Below are 14,342 nucleotides of genomic sequence, written 5' to 3'. Positions count from 1 at the left end.
CGGACCATCGGCCGGGGCACCGGTCGGGGGTAGGGCCGGCCCCACCCCCGGTTCTCGCCCCCGGGTCACTGCGCCGGGCCCCCCGCGGACGGTTTCGTGGAGCCACCGAGACTCCGCCCCGCCGGCCGGGCGGGTGGAGCGACACCGACGAGTGGGGACAGATGAACGACGACGCGGTCCGGCTGGACGACGTCAGCAGGCGGTACGGATCGGGCGGCGGCGTGGTGCACGCCCTCGACCGGGTTTCCCTCGCCTTTCCGCGCGGGAGCTTCACCGCCGTCATGGGCCCGTCGGGCTCGGGCAAGTCGACGCTCCTGCAGTGCGCCGCCGGGCTGGACACGCCGACGTCCGGCACGGTCACCGTGGGCGGCACCGAACTGACCGGGCTCGGCGAGCGGAGGCTGACGCTGCTGCGCCGGGAGCGGATCGGGTTCGTCTTCCAGGCGTTCAACCTGCTGCCGTCGCTGACCGCCGAGCAGAACGTGGCGCTGCCGCTCCGGCTGGCGGGCCGGCGGGTGCCCGGGGCGCGGGTGCGCGAGGTGCTGGAGCGGGTCGGCCTCGCCGGGCGGGCGCGGCACCGGCCGTCGGAGCTGTCGGGCGGGCAGCAGCAGCGGGTGGCGCTGGCGCGGGCCCTGGTCACCCGCCCGGACGTGCTGTTCGGCGACGAGCCGACCGGCGCGCTGGACTCGCGGACCGGCCGCGAGGTGCTGGCGCTGCTGCGCGGCATGGTGGACGGGGCGGGCCAGACGGTCGTCATGGTGACGCACGACCCGGTGGCCGCCTCGTACGCCGACCGTGTCGTCTTCCTGGTGGACGGCCGGGTCAACGGCGAGCTGACCGGGGCGGGCGCCGACGCGATCGCCGCGCGGATGACGACGCTGGAGGCCATGCCGTGCTGAGCGTCGCGCTGCGCACGCTGCGCAGCCGCTGGACCGTCTTCGCCGGCGCGTTCACCGCGCTGGCGCTGGGCGTGGCGCTGCTGACGGTGATGGGCCTGGCCCTCGCCTCGTCGCTGGACGCCCCCGACCGGGCCCCGGAGCGGTTCGCGGCCGCGCCGGTGGTGGTCAAGGGGCCCGACACGCTGCGGGTGGACACCCCGGCGGGCCGGCGGGTCCAGCGGCTCGCGCATCCGCGCCCGGTGCCCCCGGCGGCGGTGGCCGCGCTGGAGCGGCTGGGCCCCGTCGTCCACGACCGCTCCTTCGCGGTACGGGCGCGGGGCGGGCCGGGCGGTCTGGTCGGCCACCCGTGGTCCACCGCCGCGTTCGCCCCGTACACGCTCGAGGCGGGGCGCGCGCCCCGCGCCGCCGGGGAGGTGGTCGTCAGTGGCGACTGGGCGCAGCCGGGCCGGCTGGTGCGCACCGACCGCGGGACGGTGCGGGTGGTGGGCACGGTCGCGGACCTCGGCTTCGAGGACGCCGTCTTCTTCACCGACGAGCGTGCCGCCGAACTTCAGCCGTTCAGCGGCCAGTTGGTGGTGCGCGCGGACGCGGCGGCCGTACGGGACGCGGTGCGCGGCACCGGCGTGCGGGTGCTGGCGGGGGACGGGCGGCGGTACGCCGAAGCCGACCCGGACCGGGACCGTGAGGCGCTGGCGGCGATGAACGCCATGTTCGGCACGGCCGGCGGGATCTCCGCGTTCGTCTCCGTGTTCGTGGTGGCCTCGACCTTCGCGTTCGCGGTCGCCCAGCGGCGCCGGGAGTTCGGCCTGCTGCGCACCGCGGGCGCGACGCCGGGCCAGATCCGCCGGCTGGTGCTCGCCGAGGCGCTGCTGCTCGGCGCGGTCGCGTCGGCCGCCGGGTGCGCGCTCGGCGCGTACGGCGCCCCGATCCTGGCCGAGCGGGTGGTGGACGCCGGTCTCGCACCGGCCTGGTTCGCCATCGGCGACCACACGTGGCCGTACCACCTGGCGTTCTGGACGGGTCTGCTGGTCGCCCTGTGCGGTGCGGTGGCCGCGTCGTGGCGGGCGGGCCGTACGGGTCCCGCACAGGCGCTGCGGGAGGCGTCCGTGGACAGCGGGGCGATGACGTGGGGGCGGCGGCTGTCCGGCGCGGGTCTGCTGCTGACGGCGGCGGTGACGCTCGGCCTGGCCCTCGCGTCGGACCCGGGCGACCTGCTGCACCGCAAGACGTATGTGAGCCGGCCGATGCTGCTGGTCGCCTCGGTCGCGCTGCTCGCGCCGGTCGTGGTGGGCCCGCTGGTCCGGCTGGTGGCGTGGCTGCCGTCCCGGCTGCCCGGCGCGGGCGGCACACTGGTGCGGGAGAACGCCGTCGCGGGGGTGCGGCGGACCGCCGCCGTCGCGGCACCCGTCCTGGTCACGGTCGCTCTGGCGGGCTCGCTGCCGGGGGCCACCGCGACGCTGAACGAGGCGAAGGCGGCCGAGACCCGGCAGCGGACCACCGCCGCGTTCGTGGTCACCCCGCCGGACGGTGCGGGCTTCGACGCGGAGGCGCTGCGCCGGCTGCGCGCGGTCCCGGGCGCCGTGGTGTCCCCGACCTCGTCGAGCGCGGTGTACGTCCTGGAGGACGGGGTGGCGCTGGTGCGGTCCGAGGCACGCGCCGCCGAGCCGAAGGCGCTGGCAGCCACCGCGCGCCTGCCGCTCGCGGCGGGGAAGGCGGCCGACCTGGACGACGGTTCGATCATCGTCAACGAGGAGTGGGCGCGGCACACGGTCGGCGAGCGGGTGTCCGTGTGGCTCGGCGACGGCACGCGCAGGACGCTGCGGATCGCCGCGGTGATGACCACCGGCACCGGCGACAACGGCGTCTACGTCACCCCGGCCAACGCCCCCGGCGCGCACGTCGACCGGGTGGACGTGGCCCTCGCGGACGGCGCGGACGCGGGCGCCGTCGCGGCGGGGCTGCGCGAGGCGGCGGGCGCCGCGGGCGGGCGGGTCGTCACCCGCGACGAGTGGGTCCGGGCCGCGTACCCGGAGACGGACCGCAGGACCCGGCTCGGCTTGGCGCTGGTCCTTGGCATCGCCCTGCTGTACACCGCGATCTCCCTGGTCAACACGATGGTGATGGCGACATCGGACCGGGTGCGGGACCTGGCGGCGCTGCGGCTGGCCGGGGCGACCCGAGGGCAGGTGCTGCGTCTGGTGGGGGCGGAGGCGCTGGCGGTGGTCGCAGTCGGCGCGCTGCTCGGGCTCCTGGTCACCGGGGTCAACCTGGCGGGAATGGCGGGCGCGCTGGACCTGCTGTCGGCGCCGGCGGCGGTCGTGGTGCCGTGGGCGGCCGTCGGGGGCGCGGCGGCGGTATGCGCGGTGCTGGCCGTGGCGGCCTCGACGGTCCCCGCCGCCCTGCTCCTGCGCCGCCGGGCGGTGGAACTGGCGGGCGTACGCGAATAACCGGCGCCCGTGCGCCGGGAGTCCGTGCCGGAGGCGTCAGGGGCCCGCGCCCTGGGGGCCGTACCGGGAAGGCGGCCGAGGTCCGTACGGGCAGCGGGCACGCCCGGAGGGCGGCACCGTGTGGGTGCCGCCCTCCGGGCGCGGGTGGCGGGGGTGTCAGCTGAGCGAGGTCATCACGTGCTTGATGCGCGTGTAGTCCTCGAAGCCGTACGCCGACAGGTCCTTGCCGTAGCCGGACTTCTTGAAGCCGCCGTGCGGCATCTCGGCGACGAGCGGGATGTGGGTGTTGATCCACACGCAGCCGAAGTCGAGGGCCTTGGACATGCGCATCGCGCGCGCGTGGTCCTTGGTCCAGACGGAGGAGGCGAGGGCGTACTCGACGCCGTTGGCGTACTCCAGCGCCTGCTCCTCGTCGCGGAAGGACTGGACGGTGATGACGGGGCCGAAGACCTCGTTCTGGATGATCTCGTCGTCCTGCTGGAGGCCCGAGACGACGGTCGGGGCGTAGAAGTAGCCCTTGTCGCCGACGCGGTGGCCGCCCGCCTCCACCTTGGCGTGCGCCGGGAGGCGGTCGATGAAGCCGCTGACCTGCTTGAGCTGGTTGGCGTTGTTGAGCGGGCCGTACAGGGCGTCCTCGTCGTCGGGCGCGCCGGTCTTCGTGTCGGCGGCGGCCTTGGCGAGGGCGGCGACGAAGTCGTCGTGGATGGACTCGTGGACGAGCACGCGGGTGGCGGCCGTGCAGTCCTGGCCGGCGTTGAAGAAACCGGCGACGGCGATGTCCTCGACGGCCTTCTCGATGTCGACGTCCTCGAAGACGACGACGGGGGCCTTGCCGCCCAGCTCCAGGTGGACGCGCTTGACGTCCTTGGCGGCGGACTCGGCGACCTGCATGCCGGCGCGCACGGAGCCGGTGATCGAGGCCATGGCGGGGGTCGGGTGCTCGACCATCATGCGGCCGGTGTCGCGGTCGCCGCAGATGACGTTGAAGACGCCCTTGGGCAGGATCGAACCGATGATCTCGGCGATGAGGACCGTCGACGCGGGTGTCGTGTCGGACGGCTTGAGGACGACGGTGTTGCCCGCGGCGAGGGCCGGGGCGAACTTCCACACGGCCATCATCATCGGGTAGTTCCACGGGGCGACCTGGGCGCACACGCCGACCGGCTCGCGGCGCACGATCGAGGTCATGCCCTCCATGTACTCGCCCGCGGAGCGGCCCTCCAGCAGCCGGGCGGCGCCCGCGAAGAAGCGGATCTGGTCCACCATCGGGGGCAGCTCCTCGGTCCGGGTGAGACCGAAGGGCTTGCCGGTGTTCTCGCACTCGGCGGCGATCAGGTCCTCGGCGCGCTCCTCGAAGGCGTCCGCGATCTTCAGCAGGGCCTTCTGGCGCTCGGCCGGGGTGGCGTCGCGCCAGGCGGGGAACGCGGCGGCGGCGGCTTCCATGGCGGCGTCCACATCGGCCTGGCCCGAGAGCGGAGAGGTGGCGTAGACCTCCCCGGTGGCGGGGTTGACGACGTCGATGGTCCGGCCGTCGGCGGCATCCCGGAACTCGCCGTTGATGTAGTTGCGCAGACGACGCAGTTCGGTGGTCACGTGGCCACCCCTCCTGTCGATTTCGGTGTCCGTGGTCACCCGCCCGGCGCGTGTCCCGATGTCCGGTGGGTGAGACACCCAGCCTAGTCGCTCATCCCACGCTTTCGACAGGCCCGACGCTCCACAACTTCGGATTCAGTGAGATCGAGATCCTCAGACAACGGATTTCATCATTGCCGGGTTGCAAAACCAACGAGTCCCGGTGCACAGTGAGGTCGTGGCCAGTCGAAGCGCAGACCCCAGGACCGGCAGTGGATCGTCCCCCGCGATCGACTCCGTCTCCCTGGCGATCATCGAACAGCTCCAGGAGGACGGACGCCGTCCCTACGCCGCCATCGGCAAGGCCGTCGGCCTGTCGGAGGCGGCCGTACGGCAGCGCGTCCAGAAGCTCCTCGACCAGAACGTGATGCAGATCGTCGCCGTCACCGACCCCCTCACCGTGGGGTTCCGGCGCCAGGCGATGCTCGGCATCAATGTCGAGGGCGATGTCGACCCGGTGGCGGAAGCGCTGACCGCCATGCCCGAGTGCGAGTACGTGGTGATGACCGCGGGCTCGTTCGACCTGATGGTGGAGGTCGTCTGCGAGGACGACGACCACCTGCTGGATGTGATCAACAAGCGCATCCGCACCCTCCCCGGCGTGCGCTCCACCGAGAGCTTCGTCTACCTCAAGCTCAAGAAGCAGACCTACATGTGGGGAACCCGATAGCCGTGAGCAACTCCCGCAGCGACCTGTCAAAGTCCGCCTACGACCACCTGTGGATGCACTTCACCCGCATGTCGTCGTACGAGAACAACCCCGTCCCGACCATCGTCCGCGGTGAGGGCACCTACATCTACGACGACAAGGGCAAGCGCTACCTCGACGGTCTCGCCGGTCTCTTCGTCGTCCAGGCGGGCCACGGCCGCACCGAACTCGCCGAGACCGCGTACAAGCAGGCGCAGGAGCTCGCGTTCTTCCCCGTGTGGTCGTACGCCCACCCGCGCGCCGTCGAGCTGGCCGAGCGCCTCGCCCACCACGCCCCCGGCGACCTGAACAAGGTCTTCTTCACCACCGGCGGCGGCGAGGCGGTCGAGACCGCCTGGAAGCTGGCGAAGCAGTACTTCAAGCTCACCGGCAAGCCGACCAAGCACAAGGTGATCTCCCGCGCCGTCGCCTACCACGGCACGCCGCAGGGCGCCCTGTCCATCACCGGCCTGCCCGGCCTGAAGGCCCCCTTCGAGCCGCTCGTCCCCGGCGCGCACAAGGTGCCCAACACCAACATCTACCGCGCGCCGCTCTTCGGCGACGACCCGGAGGCCTTCGGCCGCTGGGCCGCCGACCAGATCGAGCAGCAGATCATCTTCGAGGGCCCCGACACCGTCGCCGCGGTCTTCCTGGAGCCGGTGCAGAACGCCGGCGGCTGCTTCCCGCCGCCGCCCGGATACTTCCAGCGCGTGCGCGAGATCTGCGACCGGCACGACGTGCTGCTCGTCTCCGACGAGGTCATCTGCGCCTTCGGCCGCCTCGGCACGATGTTCGCCTGCGACAAGTTCGACTACGTGCCGGACATGATCACCTGCGCCAAGGGCATGACCTCCGGGTACTCCCCCATCGGCGCCTGCATCATCTCCGACCGCCTCGCCGAGCCGTTCTACAAGGGCGACAACACCTTCCTGCACGGCTACACCTTCGGCGGCCACCCGGTCTCCGCCGCCGTCGGCCTCGCCAACCTCGACATCTTCGAGCGCGAGAACCTCAACCAGCACGTCCTGGACAACGAGGGCGCCTTCCGCGCGACGCTGGAGAAGCTGCACGACCTGCCCATCGTCGGCGACGTGCGCGGCAACGGCTTCTTCTACGGCATCGAACTGGTGAAGGACAAGCACACCAAGGAGTCCTTCAACGCGGAGGAGACCGAGCGCGTCCTGTACGGGTTCCTCTCCAAGGCGCTGTTCGACAACGGGCTCTACTGCCGCGCCGACGACCGCGGCGACCCGGTCGTCCAGCTCGCCCCGCCGCTGGTCTCCGACCAGTCGACGTTCGACGAGATCGAGCAGATCCTCCGGGCCACCCTCACCGAGGCCTGGACCAAGCTCTGACCGGTCCACCGATCGCCCCGCCCTGGCCGATCGGGCCGAACGTCGGCCGGCCGCGGCCCGGATTCACCCACGCGGGTGCATCCGGGCCGCGGCCGTTTCCCGTTGCGGCGGCATACCACCGGGGCCCGGCGGGCAACGTGTTATGTTCCGACCGGTTCGGGGGGACGTCAGAAGGCTCCGAGCTGCTCCGAGGGGATGAGGAACATGGTGGCCCCGCCCGACAACGACGTGCTGTGGGCGCGTTCCCTGCACCAGACGCACGACGGCTCCCCCGCGCTCCAGGGCGTTTCGCTCGGTGTCCGCGAAGGCGAGATCCTCGCCGTCCAGGGGCCGCGCGGCTGCGGAAAAACGACACTGCTGCACTGCCTGTCCGGCCAGACCGTCCCCGAGGAGGGCGAGGTCTGGTTCAACAGCGCGCCCGTCCACACGATGAGCGCCCTCCAGCGGGAGCGGCTCCGCCGCGACCGGTTCGCCTGGATCGGCGCCGATCCCGGCCTCGTACCGGAGCTGACGGCGTGGGAGAACGCCGCCCTGCCGCTGCTGCTGCGCGGCACGCCCCGCCGGGCCGCCAAGGCCGCCGCCCTCGAATGGCTGGAGCGGCTCGACGTCGGCGCCATCGCCAAGCGGCGGCCGCGCGCCCTGCTCCAGTCCCAGCGCCAGCGCGTCGCCGTGGCCCGCGCGCTGGCCGCCGAGCCCACCGTCCTGTTCGCCGACGAGCCGACCGCCGCGCTGCACACCGCGGACGGCCGGCAGGTGCTGCGCACCCTCACCGCCGCCGCGCGCTCCCACCGCATCACCGTCGTCCTCGCCACCCACGACGCCGAGGTCGCCGCGCTCGCCGACCGGAGCGTCGCGCTGCTCGACGGACGGCGCGTCAACTCCCTGGCGGCCGCGGACGTGGAGGGGCGGGACGCGTGCTCGCTCTCCGTCTAGCCCGCGGCTCCCACCCCTTCCTCCTGCTGCGGCGCCTCCTGGTGGCCGCGGCGTCGGCGGGGGCGGGCTTCCTGCTGCTGTGCGCCCTCGCGTACGCCGTCGCGCACCCCGACCGGCCGTCCGCCGCCGCGCTCCGGCTCGCCTGGTGCGCGCTGCCGCTGGCCGCCGCCGTCCACCTGGCGGTCGCCGTGGCCCGTACGGACCCGAGCACCCGGCCCCGGCCCGGACTGTCGTCCATCGGGCTCGGTCCGGCCCGGCTCGCGGTCATCGCCGCCGCGTCGACCGCCGTCGCCTGCACGCTCGGCTCGGCGCTGGCCCTCCTGTTCTTCCTGCACCTGCGCGGCGACCTGACCGGGCTGCCCTTCGACGGGGACGCCGCCGAACTGCTGGCCGCCGGGCGGCCGCTGCCGGTGCCGGCCGCGCTGACCCTGCTCGCCCTGGTCCCGGTCACCGCCTGCGCCGCCGTCGTGCTGGCGCTGCGGCCGGCGGGCCTGCTGGGCTCCCGCCGCGCGGGCGCGGGTGAGCGGCGGACCGGCACCGATGCGGCCGGTGCCGGACCGGCCGCCGACGGCGCGGGAGCCGCCGGTACGGGCGCGGTGCGGGCCGGGACGGTGCGCACGGGCGCCGTGCGGGCCGGGACCGGCCGCGGCGGCGCGGTGCGCGAGGGCGCCGGGGACGCCGCCGCCCGGGACCCGTTCGACGCCGTGCCGGCCCCGCCCGGCCTGCCGTGGGGCGTCGCCCTGATGGCGGCGGGCCTGGCGCTGGAGCTGTACGGGGCGCGCGGCACCGGCGACGCCGTACCGCTGCCGGGCGGCGTGCCCGGCAGCCCCCTGCCCGTGCTGGCGGGCTGGGCGCTCACCGCGCTGGGCCTCGTCGTCGCCGGACCCGGCCTCGCCCACCTGTGCGGGCGTCTCCTCCAGGCGTACCGGCCCGGCGCGACGCGGCTGCTCGCCGGGCGCGCGCTGATGGCGGAGGCCCGGCGCGTCGGGCGGCCCCTCGGCGTGCTGTGCGCGGTCGTCGCCGCCGGACTGACGGCCAACAGCCTGTACGCGCAGGCCGACACGCGCCCGTTCGGCCCGCTGTCCGGGCTGGGCGCGGCCGTGGTCCTGGCGTGCGCGGCGGGCTCCGTGCTCACCGCCGCCGTGGAGACCCGGCAGCGGCGCGCCGGGACCACCGCCGCGCTGCTGCGGCTGGGCGCCCCCGCGGGGCTGCTCCGCTCGGCCGGACTGCTGCGGGCGGCGGCCCTGATCGCCGGATTCGCCCCGCTGACCTGGCTGGTGGCGGCGCTGACGGCCCTCCCGCTGCGGCCCTGACGCCTCGGCTACGTTAGGTGGATGGCGCACCTCCACCCTGACGGGCACGCACAGGAGATCCACACGCTCGACGCGTTCGACCGGGCCGTCGCGGGCGGCAGCCTGGTCGGGCGTCGGGTCCAGTCCCTGGACCTGACGGGCCGTACGCGGGAGCTGCTGGCCACCGACACGACCGCCGCCGTGTTCCTCGGCTGCCGCCTGGCGCCGGACGCGGCGGCGAAGGTCCGCACCGACGGGGCGCTCGTCTTCCCGCCCGTCCCCGACCTGCCGTTCGACCCGTACCGGGGCCTCCTCTACACGCCCGGCGAGCTCTTCGACGGCCTCGGCCGGGGCGGATACGCGGCCACGCCGGACGCCCGGACGTACACCTGGTTCCGGCGCACCCGGCAGGACGGGGACGTCTTCGCGTCGATGCTGCGCGCCGTGCACGACGACGCGATGTCCGACGCGCTGGACGAGCGGCTCGCCGGGGTGCCGGTCGTCGGGGTGATGGGCGGCCACGCCATGGCGCGCGGCACCGACGCGTACGCGGGCGCCGCCCGGCTCGGCCGCGCTCTGACCCGCGCCGGGCTGACCGTGGCGACCGGGGGCGGGCCCGGCGCGATGGAGGCGGCCAACCTCGGCGCGTACGCCGCGCCCCACCCGGACGGGATGCTGGACGAGGCCCTGGCCCTGCTCGGCAAGGAGCCCTCGTACGCCCCCTCGATCGGCGACTGGGCCCGCGCGGCGTTCGAGGTCCGCGCCCGCTGGCCGGAGGGCGGCGACTCGATCGGCATCCCGACCTGGTTCTACGGGCACGAGCCGCCCAACGCGTTCGCCGGGCACATCGCCAAGTACTTCGCCAACGCCACCCGCGAGGACGGGCTGCTGGCCCGCTGCACGGCCGGCGTCGTCTATCTTCCGGGCGCCGCGGGCACGGTCCAGGAGATCTTCGACAACGCGACCCCGAACTACTACGGGTCGCGTGGCGAGCCGACGCCGATGGTGCTGGTCAACCGCGTCCACTGGACGGAGCACCTGCCGGCGTGGCCGCTCCTCACGGCCCTGGCCGAGGGCCGGGCGATGGCGCCGCGGATCGCCCTGGTCGACACGGTGGACGAGGCGGCCGACGCCCTGCTGCGCCTGGCCGGCCGCTGACGCCTCCCTGCTGACGCCCCCGGCTGCCGCTCCCCCGCCGGGCGGAGCGGGAGCGTCCCGCAGGCTGACGCCCCCGTGCCGGCGCGGCGGCCAGGCTGGCGGGCATGGGACCGAGGCGATGGCGGGCGGCGTGGCCGTCCTGGGCGGGGAGCGCCGCCCTCGTGTGGAGCGTGCTGTACGCGGCGGGCGCGGCGCTGGCGGCGCTGACCGGCCCCGCGTTCGGGTACGCGCTGCCGGGCGGCGCGGTACGGGGCGCGGCGGCCGAGTGGGCGCTGGCCGCGCTGTACGGGGGCGCGGCGGCACTGGCGTACGGGATGCGGCGGTGGCCGGGGCGCGCGTGGCCGGACCGGGCGGCGTGGGCGGTGGTGGCGTTGTGCCTGACGTCCGGGTTCGGGTTCCTGCTGAGCCTCACGCGGGTGCTGGCCTTCCTCAGCCGGAACCAGCCGCCCATGGACTGGGCCGCGTGGGCGAACCAGGGCGTCGCCGTGGGGGGCGCGGCGCTGTGGCTGGGCGCCGCGCTGGCCGGCCGGCGGCGCCGCGGGGGCGTGTGCCCGCACTGCGGGGGCGCCCGCGGTGGCGGGCACGGGGGCGCCGGGGGACGCGCGGGCGCGGAGGGCAGCCGGGTGCGGGGCGGTCGCCCCGTGCGGGCCGGGCTGGTCGCGGCGGCCGCGCTCGTGCCGTACGCGGTGCTGAAGACGGGCTGGGCGCTCGGCTGGGCGGCCGGGTACACCGGCGAGGGGAGCCCGGGCCTCGACCCGCGCTATGCGAGCGACCTGGCGATACGCCTGTACGCGCACGGGGTGGACGCGACCGCCGTGCTGGCCGTCGCCGGGATGGGGCTGGCGCTGGCGCTGACCCGGTCGTGGAGCGCGCCCGCGGTGCGGGCGGTACTGCTGGCCCTCGGCTGGGCGGGGGCGGCGGCGCTCGCCCCGTTCGGGGTGTTCCTCGCGGTGACGGGCGCGCTGATGTGGGCCGGCCTCGTCGACGTGGGGCTCGGGGACCACGCCGCGTGGGTGGTGGTCGTCGCGTACGGCGGCTTCTCGGTGTACGGGGTGGCGCTGGGGCGCGCGACGGAGGCGTACCGCGCCCGCACCCGCCGCCCGTGCACCCGGTGCTGACCGCCGCCGGAGCGCCGCGCCGCGCCGCCCGCATGCCGGTGCCGCCCGGACGGTGAGCCCGGCGCGTACACCGGGTGCCGCCCGGCCCGTGTGCCGTCGGCCCTCAGCCCAGTACGACGACCTCGTCGGGGCTGAACGTCACCCCGACCGTCGCGCCCGGCTCCGGCGCGTCCCGCAGCCCGCACTCGGCCTCCAGCACGGGCGCGTCCGCGTCGGCCGGCCGGAGCAGGACCGCCACGTGGTGGCCCCGGAACGTGCGCCCCTCCACCACGCAGCGCAGCCCGTCGGCGGGGTCGCCCAGCCGTACGCCCGCGGGCCGCACCAGCAGCCGGGCCTCGCCCTGCCGGGTGCCGGGCGGCACCGGGACCTTGCCCCACACGGTGTCGGCGGCGTCCCCGCTCACGGTCGCGGCGACCACGTTGTCGAAGCCGAGGAACCGCGCGACGAACTCCGATGCGGGCCGCTGCCACACCTGCGGCGGCGTACCCGCCTGCGCGATCCGCCCCTCGTGCATGACGACCACCCGGTCGGCCAGCGCGAACGCCTCCGCCTGGTCGTGCGTGACGGCCAGCACGGTCGTGCCGAGCCGTCCGAACAGCCCGCGCAGCTCCGTCACCAGCCGCTCCCGCAGGCCCCGGTCGAGCTGGCCGAGCGGCTCGTCGAGCATCAGCAGCCGCGGACTGGGGGCGAGCGCCCGGGCGAGCGCGACGCGCTGCTGCTCCCCGCCGGACAGCGCGGCCACCGATCTGCGTCCCGCACCCGGCAGGCCCACCAGGTCCAGCAGCCGGGCGACCCGCGCCTCCCGCTCGGCGCGCGGCACGCCCCGCATCCGCAGCCCGAACGCGACGTTCCCGGCGACGTCCCGCTGCGGGAACAGCTGGTGGTCCTGGAACATCAGCCCCACCCCGCGCCGGTGCACGGGCACCCCCGCCTGGTCGGCGCCGGCCAGCAGGACCCGTCCCGCGTCGGCCGGCTGGAGCCCGGCGACCACGCGCAGCAGGGTCGACTTGCCGCTGCCGCTCGGCCCGAGCACGCAGACGATCTCGTGCTCGGCGACCCCCAGGTCGACCGCGTCCAGCGCCGCCCGGGCGCCGAAGCGCACGGTGACGCCCTCCAGTCGAAGCAGCATCGTCACAACTCCCCCCCGCGGTCCACCCGGACGCGTTCGAGCAGCAGCAGCGCCACCGCGCAGACCACCATCAGGATCGTGGACAGCGCCATCGCCTGCCCGTAGTTGAGCTCGCCGGGCCGGCCGAGGAGCCGCGCCACGGCCACCGGCAGCGTCGGCTGGTCGGCACGGGCGATGAACACGGTCGCGCCGAACTCGCCCAGCGACACCGCGAACGCGAACCCGGCCGCGACCAGCAGCGCCCGCCGCACCATCGGCAGGTCCACCTCCTGCCACGCCCGCAGCGGCGACGCGCCCAGCACGGCCGCCGCCTCCCGCAGCCGCGCGTCCACCGCCCGCAGCACGGGCAGCATCGTCCGCACGACGAACGGCACCCCGACCAGCGCCTGCGCCAGCGGCACCAGGATCCACGTCGAGCGCAGATCGAGCGGCGGCTCGTCCAGCGCGATCAGGAATCCGAAGCCCACGGTCACCGCGGACACACCCAGCGGCAGCATCAGCAGCGCGTCGAACCCGCGCACCAGCCGGCCCGCGCGCCGGGTGAGCGCCGCCGCCGCGAGCCCGCCGACCACGACGGCGATGGCGGTCGCGGCGAGCGCGAACTGCAGGGAGTTCCACACCGCCTGGAGCGGCGGGACGACGAACGTGCCGCCGCTCGCCTCAGCCGACCGCAGCGCCCGGTAGAAGCCCAGCCCGCCGGACGCGTCCAGCGACCGGGCGACGAGCACCCCCAGCGGCAGCACCAGCAGCACGGCGATCGACAGCAGCACGCCGGCCAGCAGCGCCCACTGCCCGGCGCCGCGCGGCCGGCGCGCGGTGCCCGCCGGGTCCACCAGCCGCAGCGCGGACTCCCGGCGCCGTACGGTCCGGGCGTGCAGCGCCAGCACACAGGCGACGGCGGCGAACTGGACGAGGGTGAGCACGGCGGCCGTCGGCAGGTCCAGGAGCTGCGCGGTCTGCCGGTAGATCTCCGCCTCCAGCGTCCGGTACCGCGGCCCGCCGAGGATCACGACGACACCGAACGAGGTGTACGTGAAGAGGAACACCATCAGCGCGGCCGCGGCGACCGCCGGGGCGAGCGCGGGCAGCGTCACCCGCCGCCAGGCGGCGAACCGCGAGGCGCCGAGGACCCGCGCGGCCTCCTCCTGCCGGGGGTCGAGCTGCGCCCACAGCCCGCCGACGGTGCGCACGACGACGGCGTAGTTGAAGAAGACATGCGCGAGGAGGATCGCCCACACGGTCGTGTCGAGGCGCACCCCCCACAGCTCGTCCAGGAGCCCGCCGCGCCCGAGGAGCGCCAGGAACGCGGTGCCGACGACGACGGTCGGCAGCACGAACGGCACGGTGACCACGGCCCGCAGCACCTGCCTGCCGGGGAAGTCGAAGCGGGCGAGGACATACGCGCCGGGCAGCGCCACCAGCAGCGTGAGCGCGGTCGACGCGAGCGCCTGCCAGGTGGTGAACCACAGGACGTCCAGGACGTCCGGCCGGGTCAGCACCTCCCCGATCCGCCCCGGCCGCCACCCCTCGCCGGTCCGCAGGCCGCGCCCGACGATGGCGGCGACCGGGTAGGCGAAGAACACCGCGAAGAACGCGGCGGGCACCAGGAGCAGCGCCCCGCGCACCGCCCCGCCCCGGACCCGCGCCGCACGGGCGGCGCGGGCGGCCGGGGCGTCCTTCGCCGGACGGTC

11 protein-coding genes are annotated in these 14,342 nt (G+C 75.6%); 8 read left to right on the top strand and 3 right to left on the bottom strand.

The genetic code is table 11. The features are described 5' to 3' along the window. Window positions 1–161: 161 nt before the first annotated feature. Together ACSUPT_RS21945 and ACSUPT_RS21940 are read left to right on the top strand one after the other, a co-directional pair. On the top strand, window positions 162–899 hold the full coding sequence (locus tag ACSUPT_RS21945; RefSeq protein WP_436945338.1) for an ABC transporter ATP-binding protein: 738 nt from the start codon (window positions 162–164) through the stop codon (window positions 897–899). Then, a complete protein-coding gene (locus ACSUPT_RS21940; protein ID WP_436945337.1) occupies window positions 893–3,346 on the top strand; it encodes an FtsX-like permease family protein in 2,454 nt (817 codons plus the stop codon). Before ACSUPT_RS21945 ends, ACSUPT_RS21940 begins: the two co-directional genes overlap by 7 nt. A 156-nt stretch (window positions 3,347–3,502) precedes the next feature. On the opposite strand, the gene ACSUPT_RS21935 is transcribed toward ACSUPT_RS21940, so the two are convergent. Continuing rightward, window positions 3,503–4,939 carry a gamma-aminobutyraldehyde dehydrogenase gene (locus ACSUPT_RS21935; protein WP_351966316.1) on the bottom strand — a complete coding sequence of 479 codons (1,437 nt, stop codon included), beginning with the start codon at window positions 4,937–4,939 and terminating at the stop codon, window positions 3,503–3,505. 217 nt (window positions 4,940–5,156) lie between these two features. On the opposite strand from ACSUPT_RS21935, the gene ACSUPT_RS21930 reads away from it, so the two are divergent. From ACSUPT_RS21930 to ACSUPT_RS21905, 6 genes are all read left to right on the top strand, one after another. After that, window positions 5,157–5,648, top strand: a complete 492-nt coding sequence (locus ACSUPT_RS21930; protein ID WP_351966317.1) for an Lrp/AsnC family transcriptional regulator — start codon at window positions 5,157–5,159, stop codon at window positions 5,646–5,648. Next, on the top strand, window positions 5,633–7,021 hold the full coding sequence (locus tag ACSUPT_RS21925) for an aspartate aminotransferase family protein (protein ID WP_351966318.1): 1,389 nt from the start codon (window positions 5,633–5,635) through the stop codon (window positions 7,019–7,021). Before ACSUPT_RS21930 ends, ACSUPT_RS21925 begins: the two co-directional genes overlap by 16 nt. 195 nt (window positions 7,022–7,216) lie before the next feature. Continuing rightward, window positions 7,217–7,954: an ABC transporter ATP-binding protein gene (locus ACSUPT_RS21920; protein ID WP_351966319.1), complete on the top strand. Its 738-nt coding sequence runs from the start codon at window positions 7,217–7,219 to the stop codon at window positions 7,952–7,954. Beyond that, window positions 7,936–9,267, top strand: coding sequence for a hypothetical protein (locus tag ACSUPT_RS21915; RefSeq protein WP_436945336.1), 1,332 nt, complete (start codon window positions 7,936–7,938; stop codon window positions 9,265–9,267). Before ACSUPT_RS21920 ends, ACSUPT_RS21915 begins: the two co-directional genes overlap by 19 nt. A gap of 21 nt (window positions 9,268–9,288) precedes the next feature. Next, entirely contained in the window at window positions 9,289–10,404 is a 1,116-nt protein-coding gene (locus ACSUPT_RS21910) for an LOG family protein (protein ID WP_404149131.1), read from the top strand. Between the two features lie 104 nt (window positions 10,405–10,508). Next, window positions 10,509–11,522, top strand: coding sequence for a hypothetical protein (locus tag ACSUPT_RS21905; protein ID WP_436945335.1), 1,014 nt, complete (start codon window positions 10,509–10,511; stop codon window positions 11,520–11,522). Between the two features lie 103 nt (window positions 11,523–11,625). Here ACSUPT_RS21905 and ACSUPT_RS21900 read toward each other — a convergent pair whose 3' ends face one another. Continuing rightward, window positions 11,626–12,651: an ABC transporter ATP-binding protein gene (locus ACSUPT_RS21900; RefSeq protein WP_399219668.1), complete on the bottom strand. Its 1,026-nt coding sequence runs from the start codon at window positions 12,649–12,651 to the stop codon at window positions 11,626–11,628. 2 nt (window positions 12,652–12,653) lie between these two features. Further along, window positions 12,654–14,276, bottom strand: coding sequence for an ABC transporter permease (locus ACSUPT_RS21895; protein ID WP_436946249.1), 1,623 nt, complete (start codon window positions 14,274–14,276; stop codon window positions 12,654–12,656). Window positions 14,277–14,342 lie beyond the last annotated feature (66 nt).

This window comes from Streptomyces sp. SudanB25_2051 (genome assembly GCF_964272635.1).
Lineage (GTDB): Bacteria > Actinomycetota > Actinomycetes > Streptomycetales > Streptomycetaceae > Streptomyces.
The sequence above is the reverse complement of the archived record's forward strand: the minus strand, read 5'-3'. Positions and strand labels throughout refer to the sequence as shown.